Below are 17,816 nucleotides of genomic sequence, written 5' to 3' on the forward strand. Positions count from 1 at the left end.
CCCCACCTGTCGGACAAGTGGCGGCGATCGCATGCAGGGCGAGCCCAGATCAAGCGTAATCGAAAGGGTCGGTTCAGCCGCTGGGCGATCTCCTGCGGATCCAGCCAAGGTCCGGTAAGGGTATTGCGGATAAAGCCGATCGCCGCCTGTACCCCGAGTTGGGAGAATAGTGCGCTGAGCTCCTTGGAAAAGCGTGCCAGGGTATTGAGCAGGTGCGCCAGGCGCATGAGGTAATGGTAGCCCTTCATGACATCCCAGTGCTTGGCGAAGGCGTGCTCGTAGGCGTAGCCCTGGTGCTTGTCGACCAGAAAGGCGCCTTCGATGCCCCAGCGATAGCGCGCGCCGAGGTTGCAGCGGGTATGCATATTGAGCCGACTGAAGGGAACCCTGTTAAAGCACGAAGACCCGGGAGACGGTTCATACCGCTATACATTCGCCATTCCGGCCGATTCGGACCCCTTGCTGAAACTCGACGTCCTGGGACACACCGTCTTTGACGATCGGGTCTCCGGAATAAAGGGAAGCGGAATCGCTCCGGTCTGGAAATGGTTCCCGGTCGTGTTGCTCCTGCTTGTTCTGGTCGTCCTGCTCATGCGTCGGAGGGTCACGTGAAAAAGCTCAAGAACGAAAATGAACTGGTCAAGAAGGCCATCGTCGAAGGCATGAAATACGGTGAAAAAAGGGGTGTCGTTGAATTCGAGCCCACGGATTCCGCTAGCGAAAAAATTGAGTACATCTATCGGCTGCTGGTTCACGACAAGGTGATACAACCCATTCCCGAAGATCAGGTCTCGCAGAAATCCATGAAGCACAAACTGGCCATCTGGGCATCGAAACTGGCGTAGCCCTGCAAGCCGGTATTCCCGGGTCTTGCCGAGGGACTCCGGGCGAACTAGTTCAGACGACGATCGTCGAGAGAGGCATGCGGGGGACCTGCGATATCGATCTTCACACCCGTCTGGGCAAGCCGCTGAAACGCTGGCACCGGCAAGACCCTCCCGGAGCGCAGGAAAAACACCGCAACGATGTCATCGAGGAACTGCAGGGAACGCGCAACGGTTTCATTGACCAGCCGGAGGCCGCCTACCGGCTGAGGTTCTGACCGGGGAGCGACATCCGGCATTTGGTCGAGTTCAGCGACGGCCATGGATGCGCCCTTGATCGATCAGGCCACCGCGACCGCCAGATGATGATGTCCGTCATCTCGACAACATCTCCGGCGCGACGCTCTCGACCCATTCACCCCCACCCCCCGATCCTCCGGATTCTGCGCAATCCGCAAGAATTGCTCCTGAAGGCCCCGAGCGGCGTCCAGTGATCTCGGAAACCGGGCGCGGCCGCCGCCGCTCTGCCTTTGGGCGGTTCTCCGTGAATCGAGCGCTCCACTCTCCCACCGCCCGAAAAATCTTATTGATAATGATTCGCATTACGTTTAATATTTTCTCTCGGGGAACACAAGACCCCCACGGAATCGTACGATCCCTCGAAAGCGGGACTTGAGAAACCTCTGCTGGAGCAGCCGTACACGTTGAATAGCGGACCTCGCAGCGGACTTGGCGATCCGATCCTTCCAGTCTCACTGGCTGGGAGACATCACCCATCTTGGCTGTTTATCGGAGGACCCCGGATGCCCGACGGAAAGTCATTGCGACCGAAATGCGGAGAAGCACTGCCGTTTCAACCCTGTGAGAATGCCTTGTACTACCTCATGAGCCAGTACGCCATCCGTCCCAGCCGCCGCATCGCGATGGCGATCGTGCATCACCTGGAGCTATTGACGGCGGCGAAACCTACAGAACTCAGCGCAGGGAGAAGGGCACTTTTCTCCCGTCTGCTCCCCATGTGGCGCGCGCTGCAGGGTAGAAATCCCTCCGTTGATTGCGGCAAACCCGAACGGATCGCCCAGCCGGAACACGCCACCATGGTGCGGCACTGATGCCTGCATCTCCGTTCCGGCGAACCTCCGTGGAGCCGAATCGTGTGTGAGAATCATAATGCTGGCCCAACATCCGATACCCACAAATCGCCACAAAGCACCCGGACAAAACTGTGGGATCTATCGGCAAAATTTCATTGCCCGGTCATCGGTACCTGTCTGACGATCCGGGAACTGCGCCGTCTTTATCGCCAGTGCAAATTCACATCGCAACCGCCTTGCCGGACAGACTACGACTTTCATCTCACCTTCGTCAGCGCAGCCGGACAACGTATCAGGCCCGCCAAACTCGTACAGAAAACCCTGGATCGGAAATACCAGATCATGATCAGGCGGGTCCGCCCCCTGAAATCGGCCGAGGCACTGGCTGAATTCTGGGACGAGTCCGTGTCGCGCGGCGACATCGCCGGCGCATTCTGGGCAACCCTGACCCACCCCGCCGCCGCAGCGTCGCTACTCGATCGCGTCTACGCCGAAGTGCACATGCTGTCGCACCTTGCCGGCGCCTCGACACGTATCAGTCTGGCGCGGCTGCCGGCATTGGAGGAACGAAATACCGAAATGGAACGGGAGCTGAGAGACCTGAAGTTCCGGACGAGCCGTCAAATCTGCGAGCGGCAGAAGACCATCGAAGCGCTGGGGAGTCAACTCGAACGCGCCCGCGAGAACGGGAAACAGCTTGCGAACCTCCGCCGGCGGGTCACCGAACTCGAGAGCGGGGAACGGCTACTATCCCTTCAGCAGCAGATCGCGACGCTGCAACGCGATATCGCGCGATCACAGGCCGGCGCGGAAGCAGCCGGACTCAAGATGGCACATTGGCGGCAGAAAGCACTTGAGGCCGCGGCGCGCATCGAACACTTCGAACAGAGGTTGCACGCCCGCCCACACCCCTCGCAGGAAGGGGATACGGGCACCCGTGTGCTGCCTGCCGATCCGCAAGACCCCGGAAGGCTGGATGGCCGCTGCGTGCTGTATGTGGGCGGGCGTTCGAAACTCACCCCCCACCTGCGCCGGATGGTATCGGGCTGCGGTGGACGGTTCGTTCACCACGACGGCGGATTGAGCGACGGCTGGGCCACGCTCAATAACGCGCTGGAGCGGGCCGATGCCGTGATGTGCCCGCTGGACTGCATCAGCCACAACGCCTGTTCGCGTCTCAAGCAGGTCTGCAAGGAACGCTCGAAGCCCCTGGTACTGCTGCGAGGCGCCGGGCTGGGAGCCTTCACTCACGGGCTGAAGGTGCTGCAGGAGAAACATCTTGTCCAGACCCCGAAAACCCGGCACTCGCCCGTGTCGGGTGTCCGTGCGGTCGTTCGCTGAGCGGCTCGCCAAACGACGGGTTCCCCGCGCCACACGCCTGCACAGCGCGTCGTCACGGGACCCCTCTCATCCAGGGCGCTTCAGCGCATCCGACGTTCCGCGATCCGATCCGGAGACGCTTCGACGAGAATCGGCGGCCCTTCCGGAGCCACCGCAGTGAGGAAGGTGGGCACCATGAACAGAGGCATGTAAAGCATGGCACCGGTGACGATGACGGCAACCGCGAACGGCAACATCGACCACGGCATCTGGTACGGGTTCATCAGTTTCCCCCGGACAGGGTTGTCAGATGGAACGGTTGGCTGCCTGCCCCGAAGGGTGACAGGTTGCTTAATTAATGATAATCATTGTCAACACGCAGTCTCCCTCAGGACTGAATGCGAATTGTTTTCTTCAATTTTTCAGCGGCTTAGCATTTTCCCAGGACAAAGCGGTGATGTATACTCGGCAGATCGGGACAGTCCTCACCCACGCGATCGTGACTGCCAGCCCTCCATCCTCTGACAACGGATAGCCAGCACTGCTGTTCCCGATCCGCCCGCAGGCAAGCGACATCAGGAGGTTCCATGGAGAGTGGAAAATCATCGATCCGGCGCCTGAATCCGGTGCTCAAGAACGTGCTCACCGCCATCAATCAGGATCTCGTGCATGCTCGCATGTCCCGCACCGGGGGCTGGGCGAACCGGAATACAAACAATCGTTCGAGGCTGAAGCACGCCGATGGGTTCGATTGACAAGACTGGCATCGAGAACTACCTGCAGACACACACAAATGTGACTTCGCCCGGCGACGTAGTTAACGCGCTCAACTTCAAGGAGACGACCCCATGAAAGGTAACGACAAGGTTATTGGGCAGCTCAATGCACTGCTGGCCGGGGAACTGGCCGCTCGCGACCAATACTTCATACATTCGCGCATGTACGAGGACTGGGGGCTTGGCAAGCTCCACGAGCGCCTCAATCACGAGATGGAAGAGGAAACCGAACACGCCTCCCGCCTGATAGAGCGCATCCTGTTCCTGGAAGGGACACCGAACATGGAAGCGAGCGTCCCCCTGAGGGTGGGCAAGGATGTTCCGGAAATGCTGGGCAACGATCTGGAGATTGAGATACAAGTGGTCTCGGCATTGAGAGAGGCGATCGCCGCATGCGAGTCGGCCGGCGATTACCAGACCCGCGAGATCCTGGAGGTGCTGCTGGCGGATACGGAGGAAGACCATGCCTACTGGCTCGAGAAGCAACTGGGCCTGATCGACAAGGTGGGGCTGAAGAATTACCTGCAATCGCAGATGGGCTGACCCCCAACCGGTTTACCGGGCGCCGCCTGCGGGGAGAACTCCTGGAGCCGGCGAATCAACTGTTCCATCGTCGTCTACGGTCTCGCCGGGAAGCCTGGTGGGCAGCAGACATCGATCCACCGGAAACGCCTTCCCCTTTTTGCCGCCCGTCTGTGGGCGGAGCGGGGATTGCGGTAGGTTCTGCGCCGGACTCGGGCAACGGGATCGGACGGGGCTCGGCTCGGACCGATTCGAACGGATACGCCTCGTCGATGAAAAACATATTTGATTCGGTGCCGGATCGTGGTTTCCTCCCGCATCCTGGATCATCCCTCGAACCGGCCGGGGACCGTCAGATTTCGTCTGCCAGGCCCGGGTCGATCTCCTATGACGCGCGCCCTTTGGGGGTGATCGCAGCCCTGCGACCTGAGGAGCCGGGAGACACTCCGTGGACCCCTACGATCAGTTTCACTACCAGAGCAACCCCTTCCCCGACACCAGCCCCGAGCACCTGGCGGTGCTCGGCCGACTGTTCGGTCTGAACCCGGTCCCATCGGATGGGGCCCGAATCCTGGAACTGGGATGCGCCTCCGGCGGCAACCTGATTCCGCTGGCCTGGCGGTATCCGCAGACCCGTTGCGTCGGCATCGACCTGTCCGCCTCCCAGATCCGGAGCGGACAGGCACTCGTTGACGAGATCGGTCTGGACAACATCGAGCTGAGGGCCGCCGACATTCTCGACCCGAACACGGACCTGGGCGGATTCGACGACGCAAACGAGATCGAACAATGGATGGATTTTATCGGCAACCGGAACTTCCGCCGCAGCGTGCTCTGCCGGGGTGACGCCCGCACGATCGCCGAACCATCGCTGGACGTATTTGCGGACCTGTCCTGCGCCGCCGACCTCGTGCCGCCGGCGAAGCTGGACCTGCGCCGTGAAACCCGCACCGTTTTCACGGGCCGACGGCTCCCGGGTGACGATCACCCATCCCCTGACCAAGGCCATGGTCGTCGAGATGAGTGCCCTGCACCCGGAGTGTCTCCCCCTGCCGGACTGGCTGCCTGCGGCACAGTCGAGGCTTCAGGCCGCGGGCGCGGCCCGGCATGCGACCGACACCGGGCCCTGCCTGACGGAACTGTTCACCCTGTTTGCGCGCCGCTGCCTGATCGCCTGCCCCTCCCCCCACCACGCACCACGACACAAGGGCGCAGCCCCCTCCGCATCCGGACTCTCCCGGGCCCTGGTCGCCGCCGGTTCCGGACACGTGGTCACCGCCCACCGCGCTACCCTGGATCTCGACCATCTGGCTGCGCAGATGATCGCCCGCCTGGACGGCCGCCGCTCACTGGAACAGATCGCGGAGGAACTGCTGGACGAAGTCCGGTCAGGCCGCCTGCCGGCCCAGGCCGGGATCAACGTGGAGAAGTGGTCCGACGAAAAACTGCGCAAACGCATGCAGATGACCTACCGTGAACTGCTCGCCCGGTTCGCGCGTTACGGCATCCTTGAATAAAGCGGGGGTTGCGTCATTCCCCTCGATGTAGCCTGGATGAAGCGCCAGCGAAATCCGGGAGATGCGGGCATGAGGAAGCGGGCATGAGGAAGTCGAGGAATCCCGGATTCTGCACGACTTCATCCGGGCTACAGATACTGACAGTATACTTTCGTGGCTGCTGGAACTGGTCGATCAGGCGCCTTGTCCCTGGCGGTGTTTGTCTTGATGCGCCCGGTGAGTGCCCGTTCCAGTTCGATCCTCGATTAACGGATGCGGCAGTGGCCCAAATGGTGTTCGAGCTTTACAACCGCTTCAGGGATCGGGAAGGCGCTCACCATCCCCTTTTCTCCCACATGACGTCATCTCCGTGCGCCGCCGCAGAGGTCAGCAAGTCGATCAGCGGCAGCGCACGCGTCAGGACACTGACTTCCTCCCCGTCGTCATCGTCGACATCCCCTTCGGACTCCACAGCATCGGCCACCTCCTGTTCCTCCGCAACGCCCCGCTTCAGCCGGACGAGTGCGTCCTTAACGGACTCCGCCCGGAGTCTCCCCGGCACCCTTTCGCTCAGCCCCATCATCTTCAGGAAATGCACCGCGACGTCGCCGAACATCGTGATGTTGACATGGGAATCGCACGAGAACGTCACCAGCATAACTGCCCCTCCACGTTAACTTGCCCGAACCGCTGTCCGGCCAGATGGTTCCAAAAAAATGTTCCCCAATACCAACTCAGGCCCAATATAGCACCTTCCGCAAAAGGCGCGGCGAACAGCACCCGTGAGGACGGAAACTGGGGGTATTCCCCGGGCACCCCCGACACGCGATGCTTCGCCTGCCTGCATCGCCAAACCCACGAGCGCGCTGAACTTCACTAAAGTCATAGCACCTGCGCTTGTCTCGACACGAGTCGCCGCGCCGGACAGCGTCGCGCGGAAGCGACACAACCCTTCATCGAACCGCTGGAGTCTACTTTGGCAGTAACCATCATCGCGACCGTACTGGGTCTGGCGCTCGGCCTGGCCCTGGACGCACCACTGCTATACGGCCTGCTGGGGTTCTCACTGGGACGCGTCTTTGCGCTCGATACCCGCCTTGGCGCATTAGACAGGGAACTGACCCGCCTGCGCGAGGCGCTCGCCGCGGACTGGGAAAACCGGAATCGGGCAAAGAGGGCGGCACCGAGAATCGACGCAATCTCCGCCGGGAAGGCGACGGTCGAGAACGGCTCGCAACCCGGTCCGGTCCCGGCCGCTAGACCGATGACCGGTGAAATGGGCCCCGAACCAACGGCTCGCCCGCCGCTCAGCGTTCGACAGGAGCATAAGACACCGCGCCAGGACGCGGTTGGCGCCTCACCGGCATCGGGTGGAGCGGTCGTCTTCGCTCGCCTTCGCGACTGGTTCAACGACGGCAATGTGTTCGTACGCGTCGGGATCCTGCTGCTGTTTATCGGTGTCGGTTTTCTGATCAAGTACGCAGTCGATCAGAAGCTGCTGGTTTTCACCCTGGAAATGCGTCTCGCCGCCGTCGCCGTCGGCGCGTTCTTCCTGCTCGGCTTCGGCTGGCACGAGCTCACGAGGAAACGGAACTACGCCCTGCTGTTGCAGGGCGCCGCGGTGGGACTGCTGTACCTGGACGTCTACGGCGCCTTCGGTGTCTACCACCTGATCGGTTCCGGTCCCGCCTTCGGCCTTCTGTTCCTGGTCGGCGCGCTTGCCGCCGCGCTGGCCGTCCTGCAGAACGCCGCTCCGCTTGCCTGGTTCGGTTTCGCAGGCGGGTTCCTGGCGCCTGTCATCGCCTCCAGCGGCAGCGGCGATCATGTCGTCCTATTCAGTTACTACGCCTTTCTGAATGCCGCAATCCTGGCCGTGGCCTGGTTCCGGAGCTGGCGGGCCCTGAACCTCCTCGGGTTCGCGTTCACCTGGGGTATCGCCGGAATCTGGGGGGTACTGCGTTACGAACCGTCGCGGTTCGCGTCGACGGAGCCATTTCTGGTGCTTTTCTTTCTGTTCTACATCGCGATCGCCGTGCTTTACGCGATACGCCAACCGCCTCGTTACCGGGGCTTCGTCGATGCGACGCTGATCTTCGGCACCCCGACGCTGGCCTTCACCTACCAGCTGGAAATTGTCCACCACATCGAGTTCGGGACCGCCTGGTCGGCGTTTGCGCTTGGCGCCTTCTATCTCGTCCTCGCGAAACTGACACGGCGCTCATCATGGGAGGGACGGCAGCTCCTGTCCGAGGCCTTTCTGGCGATCGGGATCGTGTTCCTGACCGTCGCCGTTCCGTTCGCGCTCGACGCCGAGGAGACTACCGGGGCCTGGGCGCTCGAGGGCGCCGGTCTGGTCTGGATCGGCGTCAGACAGTCGAGACGGGGTGCCAGGGCGTTCGGCCTCCTGCTGCAGGCCGGGGCGGCGGTGTTTCTCGTCTTCGGGTATCCCTACCCGAGTTCAACGGCCTTTCTGAACGGTCCGTTCCTGGCCGCGGGGATGATTGCGATCGCCGGCGCCATGAGCGCCTTTGTCCTGGACCGCACCGCCGGGGACACGCGTCCCCCGGAGGCGGATGCCGCGCCGTGGTTGCTCGTCTGGGCGCTCCTCTGGTGGTTCGGTGCGGGGTATCACGAACTCGCCGAGTACTATCCGAGCGCCGCGAGACCCGCCGGTTTTCTGACCTATGCACTGATCACCGCGCTGGTGGCGGAATCACTGGCGCACCGCTGGCCCTGGGGCTTGCTCCACCGGGCCGAGACCGGACTACCGCTGGCCGGCGTGGCTGCCTTCGCACTCAGTGTCTCCGCGCTGCAACATCCGGCCGAATCCGGTGGTCTTTGGGCCTGGCCGCTGTTTCTTGGCACCTGTTACCTCGTCCTCTATCGGATCGAGCAACGCGACTCCCATCGCTCCCTCGCCATTGGCCATGTCGCTGCCGCGCTCCTGACGGCCGCGGTCATTGACTGGGAGTTCGTTTGGCGCACCACCGAACAGCTCGGCGTCCGGCAAGGCTGGCGCGTCGCCGCGCATCTCGTCGTCCCGCTGGTTCTGCTGCAAATGATATTGCGTGTTCGGCGCTGGCCGCTGGAGGCATGGGCCGACGCCTACCGGGTGGTGGCCGGGGGTGTCCTCGCCGCCGCTATCCTGATCTGGCTCATTGGGTCGGCCGGCTTCCCGGGCGGCTCGGCCCCCCTGCCCTGGTTCCCCGTGATCAATCCCCTGGACCTGGCGGGTGCCGCAGTTCTCCTCACCCTGTGGCAGTGGTGGCAGACGGTCCGCATCGGTCTCCTCCCGCCCCGGGAGGAGACCGATCGTGGGGTCCGGATGCTGCTCGGTTCCCTGGGTTTCCTCTGGGTCAACCTGGTCTTGCTGCGGGCGATGCACCACTGGGCGGGTGTGCCCTGGGAGGCCAACGCCATGTTCCGGTCGAATTCGGTACAGATGGCGTTGGCCATGTTGTGGGGTGTCAGCGGCGTCTCACTGCTGCTGACGGCAAAGCGTCTCGGCTCCCGCGTGGTCTGGGTCTCGGGCGCCACGGTCATCGCTGCCGTCGTTCTCAAGCTGTTCCTGATCGACCTTGCCGCACACGGGACCGTGGAACGTATCGTATCCTTCCTCGCCGTGGGCGGTCTGCTGGTGGCAATCGGCTGGTTCTCGCCGTTCCCCCCCAGGACGGACCGTGGCGATAAGGTGAAAGGCCCGGACGACAAGGCGCGGGTTTGATTTACCGGATGGGCAGTGATCGTATTTAGGCGATTTCTGTCAAATGACATACTATCCTGCTTGTCTTTTCGTCCGTCCTACGTGTTGCGACAACAGTGACATAATTCAACTATGCGCCTGTTGTCGCGCCGTGATGACGAACGAAAATCCGGCGCAATCTGGTATGCCATTTTCCGGCAATCGCCTTACCTGACAGCTTGCCGCCAAAAACGGCGGTGTTCTCCCTGTACCGTTTTCTATCTCATCGGTTCAGAGGGCATCTATTTCTCATCGATTTCGCGTTTCGTTTTGCCGTCTTTCCTTATGCGGATCATGAATCAATCGTTCGCCATCAACCGGTGTGGTGTTCCCGCCGGTCGCCGGGATTATCCGGGGACCCCGCTCGTGAATGACCGAACCGTCCCTGAACCGAGACGAAAGCCGCCCTTATTGCGAGGGCGAGGGTATTCTTGCACCGCAATAGGCCGATCCCGACCCGTTGCAGCCGACGGCTTCCAATTGGAGAATGTCTAATGTCTGCAGAGAGTTGTTGAGCGGTCCTTCGGTCAGAAATGCTGCGTCACCTTCCGCCCGTGCCCAAAACAAGGGACAGGTTCTACGATGACATCAGGGTAACCGAAGCAGCGGATTAGCTTCTCGCGGAATATCATATAATTTCGGCGAGTTATCCTGCAGACTCCGTTGGCCACTGTGTCTTCTTGGAGCAATAATCCGCACATTGTTGGCTATTCGGAAACCATAGAATTACTGGATAGCTCCGCTTCGCGGAGCTATCGAGCAGATGAGGAGCGAGGTACGTCTTTTGAAGAGGCCATCTTCCATATACAAACCGGCGGCCTGCTAGATGATATATCTCACCCGAATGCAATCGATCATCCCAATCAAAAGATATTTGTGATTGCAATAGACGGCTACGCCTACCTCGTACCATATGTCGAGAATGACGATGAAATATTTCTCAAAACTGTAATTCCGAGCCGCAAATTCACCAAGCTATATCTCAGAGGTGACTCATGAGCAAAGTAAAACTCTCCAAAGAGGAACAAGAACTCCTTGATTCAGTTGAATCCGGAGAATACGAATCAACATTAACCGACTCCCGAAGAAAGGAATTGGAGGCTGCTGCCGCAAATACCTTCAAAAAGGATAAACGTATAAATATTCGTATTTCCAATCGGGACCTCGTTGCAGTTCAATCCAGGGCATCAGAGGAAGGCATTCCCTATCAAACTCTTGTCTCCAGCATCATCCATAAATATATATCGGGTTCGTTGCGAGATATCACAGCTAACAAGAAAAGGCAGTCGGACGCATAAATGCGCCGCTGCTTTTGGCGTTAGGCATTAGATCGTTGGAGCCGCTTACCAATATTGACTTAAGTGAGGCAGCGATGGCTGAGAAACAAGTGCAAGATGTCTCCGCCGGGGTTCGCGGGCGCGTGGTCGATAGGTCCATCGATAACGTCAAGGCAAAGCAGCCTGAGCTCTCCAAGGAGTTCCTAGATGAGCTCCACGAGATGCTTTCAGCGGAGAAAGTGCCGAAAGCCGAGAGCTATCTGCAACTCTTCGACAAGGAGATTGGCGGCGACTCATGATCCAACTCGATGAGGTTCATATCGAGGAGGTTCGCGGCATCCGGAAGCTCACGCTGCCTCTGAATCGGAAGACGTTCGCGATCCAGGGACCCAACGGCTCAGGCAAGAGCGGTGTAGTTGATGCGATCGAGTTCTGTCTCACCGGAGACATGACGAGGCTCTCGGGGCACGGCACCGGCTCTCTAAGCGTGAAGATGCATGGACCACACGTCGATGCTCGGGACTACCCTGACAAGGCATTCGTTCGCCTGAAGGTGTTCATCCCGAGCGTGAACAAAGAAGCGTCGATCACTCGCAAGGTCAAGACACCGAATGCCTTCAAGATCGAGCCCGAGGATGCGGATGTGGTAGCTGCACTCGAAGAAGTGGCTCGGCATCCGGAGTTGACGCTCACCCGTAGACAGATTGCGCGCTTCATTCTGGCGCAGGCGAGCACGCGCTCGAAGGACATTCAGACTCTCCTGCGGCTGGAAGCGATCGACGAGGGACGCGCGAGGCTCAAGACCGCGCTGAACACGGCAGATCGCAGAACGAAAGAAGCAGATGCGGCAGGCTCCGCGGCCGCGGACGCGCTTCGCAGAGCGCTCGATATCGAGATGCTACAGTCCGACGATGTACTCGCTGTCAACAAGCAGCGCGAGGTGCTCGGACTCGACACGCTTCCGAAGCTCGATACTACGACGTCTTTCACGGTCGGGATGGCAAGCGGAGACGATGCGCCGAAAGGGCCAAGCAAAGAGGCCGCCACGCGCGATCTCGAAGCGTTTCAGGAATCCATCGACCGCGTGAAGCAGGACGATGACACAGCCTCTGAGTTGACAAGCAAGATCGATCTTCTGACGGAGCGACCTGGGTTGCGGACGGCACTGCACCAGCGCAGCTTAGTCGAGTCTGGCTTGCAGTTGGCTGACAAACCCGCCTGCCCCCTTTGCGACACACCATGGGAGCTCGATGCCCTGATCGCCCATCTGCGCAGTAAGCTTGAGGCGTCCAAGGAAGCTCAGGTAATTGAGCGAGAGTTGAAGAAGGCCGCGCAACAGCTGAGCACGAAGGCCACGGCGTTGTACACGGTCGTAGATACGGTGGCCACGCTAGCGAGCCTCCTTGAACTTCCTCAAGTAGCGATCGCACTGGAACAGTGGCGAGATGACTTGGTGGGCTTTCGCACGCATCTCGGCAGCGTGGATGGTGTAGTTGAATCCTCGGCGCGGCTGCGGTCGAGTTGGCAGGGCGTGCCATCCGAGGTTGCCACCCATCTGGTTTCCCTGAAGAACCGCGTGAGAGGGCTGCCTGAGTCGTCGGACAAGGACAAGGCGATAAAGCTGCTAATCGTGGCGGAGGAGCGGCTCACGGTGTTTCGGCAGCGGAGGCGCGACCTGGATCGCAAGAAGAGGGTCGGGACGCTCGCTCGTTACAACGTACAACGCTTACTGCGCGGCGGCAGACGAAGTGCTTCAAGAACTGTACGGGACGGTCCAGGAGAACTTCACCAAGTCGTATCAGGGATTAACCGTGATGACGAGGGCAAGTTCAGCGCGAAGCTCGAACCCACTGCGGGCAAGCTGGAGCTCTCGGTGGACTTCTACGAACGCGGGCTGTTTCCGCCCGGCGCCTATCACAGCGAGGGGCACCAGGACGGCATGGGGCTCTGTCTGTACCTCGCATTGATGGAGCAGCTGTTTCAGTCAGACTTCACACTCGCCATCCTTGACGATGTCGTGATGTCCGTGGATAAGCAGCACCGGCGCGAGGTGTGCCGGCTGCTCAAGGACAGGTTCCCGAATACACAGTTCCTCATCACCACGCATGACGAGGCATGGCTTCGACAGATGCAGGCCTCCAAGCTCGTGACCCGAACAACAGCGGTCATGTTCCGTGGCTGGACGGTCGGGGATGGTCCTCGGGTGAACAATGCGACCGATGCGTGGGAGGAAATCGACACGTACATGGAGGACGAACGAGTCTCAGATGCCGCGACGACGCTTCGCCGGTATCTGGAGTTCGTGTTCGGAGAGATCGCCGAGTGCCTTGGTGCAGCCACGCTGCACAAGCCAGACGGAAACTACGACCTTGGAGATCTGCTGCCTAGCTCTGTAAGCCGCATGAAGAACCATCTGAAGGCTGGCGTAAAGTCGGCGAAGGCGTGGGAGAACGAGGATGCGCTAAAGGCTGCAGAAGAGCGACAACAGCGCTTCACAGAGTGCCAGACGCGTCAGGGTGATGAGCAGTGGGTGGTCAACAGAGCTGTGCACTTTAATGAGTGGGCAGACTTTGCTCCAGAAGAATTCGAACCGGTGGTCGCAGCTTGCCGAGACTTAGTCGCGTGCCTTCGGTGCGAGGAATGCGGCTCGTGGCTGAGCGCGATCCCCCGGACCAGTGCCAAAGTGCTCAAGTGCGACTGCTCTGAAGTAACCATAAACCTGGAAATGCCGGGGTGAGGCGTCCGGAGGCGCCCGCGGGGGCGTTATGCCTAACTAGCGCTTGCAGCCGAAAAAGACGAAGGTGAGGCGATGGATCAGCAAATAGCCTGGTTGCACCTATCTGATCTGCACATTCGTGCCGGAGATCAGTACGACCAACAAGTCGCTTTGTCGCCGCTTCTTGGCGATTTGACCGCGATCGTTGAGCAGGGGCGCCAGGATTTCGATTGCATCTTCGTAACAGGCGACGTTGCGTACTCGGGACGTGCCGAGGAGTACGAGGTCGCAACGAAGTTCTTTCGAAGTCTAAGTTCCGCTACAGCGGTGCCTACAGGTCGGATATATTGCGTCCCGGGCAACCACGATGTCGATAGATCGAGACTGACCCCGTTTCTTGTCGAATCAGCACGAACACTTGGTTCCTGCGAGCTTGTTTTGCAGGTCATAGGAAATGCCAGCGAGCGGAGCCTGTTTACAGATCGCCAGCGCCCCTACTACGACTTCCTCAAGGCAACGTTTCCCTGGGCGGGAACTGTCGAGCCATCAGATCTCTCCTACACTCACATTCTTGAACTAAAGGGCCGAAGGCTGGCGATAGTTGGACTGAACTCGGCCTGGGTTGCCGGCTCAGATGATGACCATGGACGGATTGTTGTGGGTGAGCGACAGGCCCGGGAGGCGCTTGAAAAGACCGCACAGGCTGACTTCGTTGTCGGGCTACTTCACCACCCGTTCTCGTGGCTTTCGGAGTTTGATGCTTCCGACGTAACAGCCTTATTGAACACTCGGTGTGATTTTTTGCTCCACGGTCACGTCCATGAATTGGGTGTGGTCAGTCTTGTCTCACCAGATAGCGAGTCCTTTCATCTCGCTGCTGGCGCCACGTATCAAGGACGACGCGAGTTGCTGTCTTACAACTTTGTCTCACTCGATCCTGAGGCTGGTCGGGCTCGCGTTACCATGCGGCGCTATTCTGATCGCGACGGTGGATTTTGGGCTCCGGCCACGGAAATGTATCGCTCGGCTCCTGAGGGGGTTGTCTCGCTCACTCTTCCAGAACGCTTGTCGCGCCAAGTGCAGCCACCGGATCTGAATGCACTGAATGAGCGGCTCTCCGAACTGGTCTCCGAAACGACATCATCGTCGGATCCGTCGGAGCCGTTGCCCTCCGTGCCGCGGGTGCCTCCAATTCTCGTCAAAGAAATCGAGGCACGCCGCTGCGTTCTCTTCGCTGGTGCGGGCACCTCTATGGACGCAAAATTGCCCGGTTGGCTAGAACTTCTGCGGGGCATGATCGAGCGGTCCAATGATTCGGGAACCCTGAATGACTCAGAGCACAACGAACTAGAGGCTCTATTAGACGCGGGCGAGCATATGGTTGTGGCCGCATTCTGCCGAGCCAAGCTTGGTGTTTATGAGTTTGCCGAGCACCTTCGAAGCCAACTCTCCGATAGCACCCGTGCTTCGAGAACCCATCGCATCCTTTCGGAAATTCCGTTCAGAGCCGCGATCACCACTAACTTTGATTCCTTCCTCGAGCACAGTCGCGAACGCGCGCAAGTCATACTTCCTGATATGATGGAGAAGATGGGAGCGGCGGGTGTGGAATCACTTCTCGGAGACGCAGCCAGCTTCCCCGTAATCAAGATGCATGGGACCGCAATCGATGTCGATTCCATTGTGTTGACCAGGAGCGATTTTCGGAAGATCCTGTTCGAAAGACCGAAGTATCGTGAGTTCCTCAGGCGCCTTTTCATCGATTCAACTGTGTTCTTCTACGGCTATAGCTTTCGTGACCCGAATGTTGACTTCTTGCTGCAGGACTTGATGGCGTCTTACTCCGGTAACGCTCGGCCGCACTACGCCCTTTTACCGAACCCCGGGGCAATCGCGATGCGGTATTGGTTCGAGGATTTCAACATTCGCGTAATCCTATATGATCTGTGGAATGGTTCTCATGTTGTGTCTACCGCTTTCCTTCAAGAATTGTCGAAACAAGTCGGGCGATAATGCGAAACGTCTGGCAAAGGCTGCCTAACATCGGCATGCAGCGGATAGCGCTACTTGCCGCCGCTGATGCCGGGCGATAGCTCCGCTTCGCGGAGCTATCCAGCAGATGACCGTAACAAACTCGTTTCTTAGCATGAGAAGAAAGCCCTGAAAGAGCTATCGTGGCCCCAATGGTGGGAATGGGAACTCGAGTTCACTCCGCACCTGCTGAAGCGGATGGCGGATCGCAGCTTCAACGAGGTCGACTTGCGGACTATGCTTGAGCGTGCGCGAGCCTACCGGCCAGACATCGTCAAAGGTCGGTGGGTCATAGAAACGCGCCACAACCGATACCCATGGGAGGTTATTGTAGAGCCGGAAAGGGATATTCAGGCACTTGTAATCGTAACGGCATATCCAGTTTGGGAGTAGCAACATGAAACAACCCTATCTAGAGGTAACTTATCGGCGCGGTCGCCCGCTCGCTGCGTATCTGTACTTGCCGCGGGGAAAAGAAGATAGAAGCGTTCGTACCGCAAAGGCAGAGCCGGGTATGGTTATCGATTTCGCGCAAAGCGGGAGGGCAATTGGGATTGAAATAACAGCACCTACCTTGGTTACAACCTCTGACCTCAATCGAGTCCTTACCGAACTCGGAGCACAGCCAATTTCCAGAGAGGATCTTGCGCCCCTCAAGGCAGCATAAACGGGTAGAAAGGGATAAAAGGGGTCAGTACCCTTTTTCTCTCACGCGAGCCGCTGCAGTCGGAAAATGGTGCCCCCTATATATATCTCGGTATAAATTCCCCACCGTGACTCTAGCTCCCCAAGCCTTCTGCAAGGTTACGATTTATGATTTGAAATTTTTTCGCATCACCCGAGCGAATTCGTGTCTATTGTGGATTGCTGCCTGCATATCCCGGAAATGTAAGCTGATGAATTATCCAGAGACGATTATGGGGTCAGGTCTTGCCAAGTGACTGTGGCTCGAGAGCGATTTCTCCCGCTTTATTGCCGGCTGGGCGCTGGAGCCAGTAGAGGCGGTCGACCCGGTCATGGCCTGTTTCGAGCAGGCGGTAACGCTATGGCCGCCCCGAGGGGGTGATGTCCGACCTGGGTTCGGCGTTTCACAGCTGGCGTGGCCTGTCGCGTTTCGAGGCCTTGCTGGAGGAGTACGATGTCAACTATTTTCTGGCCAAGGAGGCAGCGGTCAACGGCAAGGTCGAGGCGCTCAACGCTAAGCTTCCAGAAGGAGTGTGTGGAGCAGATCGAGTTCCTGGATCTGACCGATGCCGCGCGCGGCATCGGTCGCTGGGTGGAGCACGATCACCACCGCCGCACCCACTACGGCCTTGGGGGGCTGCTGGTACCGGCGGACCGTTTCTACGGCATCGCCGAGCAAAGCCTACGGCGCATCGAACAGTGGCTGGGGGCCCAAACGGCAGACTTGAGCAGCCCGGACGGGCGGGCTCTGGAGCTATTTCGGCTGCTCTCGCGCGCCGGCAAGCTGGAGATCTGGCTGATGAGTGAGAAGGTCCTCGGTTAGCGGGGTTTGAGCGGCAGGAGAGGATTGGCCACAATGATTGCGCCAACAAGTGAGCGAACGCTGTTTGGCTAAAGACCGTACTATGTCCTTTGCGCAAATCAAATCCTTTACTTCGGTCTACAAAGTCACCTTTTTTGTCTCGCTATTAATACGCCACAGTCAGCTGCCGTACCTCACACGATCAACGCCTTAGAGCTACCATGTCAGGAGGTCTGAACGTGCGGCGAACACCTTTGATCGCCCTAAGGTGATTTCCGAAAAATCTCATACCATGCAAGCGGGCCGAATCAGAATGTCCCACTTGGGCAAAGATGGATTACGTTCCAGTCGGGCCTCCACCTCCTGCATGGCCCCTTTGGAGAGGGAGACGCCTTTTTCGTAGACCTTGCGACTCAATTCCACAATGGGATGGATGCCCTTCCAGGTCATGCTCTTGGCCCACTCCAGCATGGTTTCGACGTCTACCAGTTTGGCACCGTTCCAGTGCTTTTCCAGTATCCCCCAACAACGC

At 59.3% G+C, this 17,816-nt stretch carries 21 protein-coding genes and 1 pseudogene; 18 read left to right on the forward strand and 4 right to left on the reverse strand.

Going from position 1 to position 17,816, the window contains the following annotated elements; genetic code table 11:
- Positions 1–365: hypothetical protein (locus LJE91_07705; GenBank protein MCG6868601.1), on the reverse strand; the 365-nt coding region annotated here is incomplete at its 3' end.
- Position 366: 1 nt separating this feature from the next.
- Here LJE91_07705 and LJE91_07710 point away from each other — a divergent pair.
- The 5 genes from LJE91_07710 to LJE91_07730 all read left to right on the forward strand — a co-directional run bounded on the left by LJE91_07710 (position 367) and on the right by LJE91_07730 (position 3,259).
- The gene (locus tag LJE91_07710) at positions 367–612 is read left to right on the forward strand and encodes a hypothetical protein (protein MCG6868602.1); all 246 of its coding nucleotides are present in this window, start codon (positions 367–369) and stop codon (positions 610–612) included.
- The gene (locus LJE91_07715; protein MCG6868603.1) at positions 609–845 is read left to right on the forward strand and encodes a DUF5062 family protein; all 237 of its coding nucleotides are present in this window, start codon (positions 609–611) and stop codon (positions 843–845) included. The genes LJE91_07710 and LJE91_07715 overlap by 4 nt, the downstream gene beginning before the upstream one ends.
- A gap of 77 nt (positions 846–922) precedes the next feature.
- Positions 923–1,102 (forward strand): endonuclease, encoded by a 180-nt coding sequence (locus LJE91_07720; protein MCG6868604.1) that lies wholly within the window; start codon positions 923–925, stop codon positions 1,100–1,102.
- A 525-nt stretch (positions 1,103–1,627) separates the two neighbouring features.
- Positions 1,628–1,936 carry a hypothetical protein gene (locus LJE91_07725; protein MCG6868605.1) on the forward strand — a complete coding sequence of 103 codons (309 nt, stop codon included), beginning with the start codon at positions 1,628–1,630 and terminating at the stop codon, positions 1,934–1,936.
- Positions 1,937–2,260: 324 nt separating this feature from the next.
- Positions 2,261–3,259 (forward strand): DUF2325 domain-containing protein, encoded by a 999-nt coding sequence (locus tag LJE91_07730; protein MCG6868606.1) that lies wholly within the window; start codon positions 2,261–2,263, stop codon positions 3,257–3,259.
- A gap of 80 nt (positions 3,260–3,339) precedes the next feature.
- Here LJE91_07730 and LJE91_07735 read toward each other — a convergent pair whose 3' ends face one another.
- The gene (locus tag LJE91_07735; protein MCG6868607.1) at positions 3,340–3,522 is read right to left on the reverse strand and encodes a hypothetical protein; all 183 of its coding nucleotides are present in this window, start codon (positions 3,520–3,522) and stop codon (positions 3,340–3,342) included.
- A 303-nt stretch (positions 3,523–3,825) separates the two neighbouring features.
- Between LJE91_07735 and LJE91_07740 the strand changes: the two genes are divergently transcribed.
- The 4 genes and pseudogenes from LJE91_07740 (at position 3,826) to LJE91_07755 (ending at position 6,053) form a co-directional block, all read left to right on the forward strand.
- Positions 3,826–3,993, forward strand: a complete 168-nt coding sequence (locus tag LJE91_07740; GenBank protein ID MCG6868608.1) for a hypothetical protein — start codon at positions 3,826–3,828, stop codon at positions 3,991–3,993.
- A gap of 93 nt (positions 3,994–4,086) precedes the next feature.
- Complete coding sequence (bfr, locus tag LJE91_07745; protein ID MCG6868609.1) at positions 4,087–4,557, forward strand: bacterioferritin; 471 nt, start codon at positions 4,087–4,089, stop codon at positions 4,555–4,557.
- 496 nt (positions 4,558–5,053) lie between these two features.
- Positions 5,054–5,305, forward strand: a pseudogene (locus LJE91_07750) (class I SAM-dependent methyltransferase).
- A 208-nt stretch (positions 5,306–5,513) separates the two neighbouring features.
- Positions 5,514–6,053 (forward strand): hypothetical protein, encoded by a 540-nt coding sequence (locus tag LJE91_07755; protein MCG6868610.1) that lies wholly within the window; start codon positions 5,514–5,516, stop codon positions 6,051–6,053.
- Positions 6,054–6,366: 313 nt separating this feature from the next.
- On the opposite strand, the gene LJE91_07760 is transcribed toward LJE91_07755, so the two are convergent.
- Positions 6,367–6,690 carry a DUF1840 domain-containing protein gene (locus LJE91_07760; protein MCG6868611.1) on the reverse strand — a complete coding sequence of 108 codons (324 nt, stop codon included), beginning with the start codon at positions 6,688–6,690 and terminating at the stop codon, positions 6,367–6,369.
- 318 nt (positions 6,691–7,008) lie between these two features.
- On the opposite strand from LJE91_07760, the gene LJE91_07765 reads away from it, so the two are divergent.
- The 9 genes from LJE91_07765 to LJE91_07805 all read left to right on the forward strand — a co-directional run bounded on the left by LJE91_07765 (position 7,009) and on the right by LJE91_07805 (position 17,305).
- Complete coding sequence (locus LJE91_07765) at positions 7,009–9,756, forward strand: DUF2339 domain-containing protein (GenBank protein MCG6868612.1); 2,748 nt, start codon at positions 7,009–7,011, stop codon at positions 9,754–9,756.
- 738 nt (positions 9,757–10,494) lie between these two features.
- Positions 10,495–10,773, forward strand: coding sequence for a toxin (locus LJE91_07770; GenBank protein ID MCG6868613.1), 279 nt, complete (start codon positions 10,495–10,497; stop codon positions 10,771–10,773).
- Positions 10,770–11,072: a hypothetical protein gene (locus LJE91_07775; protein ID MCG6868614.1), complete on the forward strand. Its 303-nt coding sequence runs from the start codon at positions 10,770–10,772 to the stop codon at positions 11,070–11,072. The genes LJE91_07770 and LJE91_07775 overlap by 4 nt, the downstream gene beginning before the upstream one ends.
- Before the next feature lie 74 nt (positions 11,073–11,146).
- A complete protein-coding gene (locus LJE91_07780; protein MCG6868615.1) occupies positions 11,147–11,350 on the forward strand; it encodes a hypothetical protein in 204 nt (67 codons plus the stop codon).
- The gene (locus LJE91_07785; GenBank protein ID MCG6868616.1) at positions 11,347–13,788 is read left to right on the forward strand and encodes an AAA family ATPase; all 2,442 of its coding nucleotides are present in this window, start codon (positions 11,347–11,349) and stop codon (positions 13,786–13,788) included. The genes LJE91_07780 and LJE91_07785 overlap by 4 nt, the downstream gene beginning before the upstream one ends.
- 72 nt (positions 13,789–13,860) lie before the next feature.
- Positions 13,861–15,780 (forward strand): SIR2 family protein, encoded by a 1,920-nt coding sequence (locus tag LJE91_07790; protein MCG6868617.1) that lies wholly within the window; start codon positions 13,861–13,863, stop codon positions 15,778–15,780.
- Positions 15,781–15,987: 207 nt separating this feature from the next.
- Complete coding sequence (locus LJE91_07795; GenBank protein MCG6868618.1) at positions 15,988–16,191, forward strand: hypothetical protein; 204 nt, start codon at positions 15,988–15,990, stop codon at positions 16,189–16,191.
- Positions 16,192–16,195: 4 nt separating this feature from the next.
- On the forward strand, positions 16,196–16,465 hold the full coding sequence (locus tag LJE91_07800) for a DUF2283 domain-containing protein (GenBank protein MCG6868619.1): 270 nt from the start codon (positions 16,196–16,198) through the stop codon (positions 16,463–16,465).
- Positions 16,466–16,936: 471 nt separating this feature from the next.
- Positions 16,937–17,305 carry a hypothetical protein gene (locus LJE91_07805; GenBank protein ID MCG6868620.1) on the forward strand — a complete coding sequence of 123 codons (369 nt, stop codon included), beginning with the start codon at positions 16,937–16,939 and terminating at the stop codon, positions 17,303–17,305.
- Between the two features lie 264 nt (positions 17,306–17,569).
- Here LJE91_07805 and LJE91_07810 read toward each other — a convergent pair.
- Positions 17,570–17,816: ISAzo13 family transposase (locus tag LJE91_07810; protein ID MCG6868621.1), on the reverse strand; the 247-nt coding region annotated here is incomplete at its 5' end.

It is taken from the genome of Gammaproteobacteria bacterium, from assembly GCA_022340215.1.
Classification (GTDB): domain Bacteria; phylum Pseudomonadota; class Gammaproteobacteria; order JAJDOJ01; family JAJDOJ01; genus JAJDOJ01.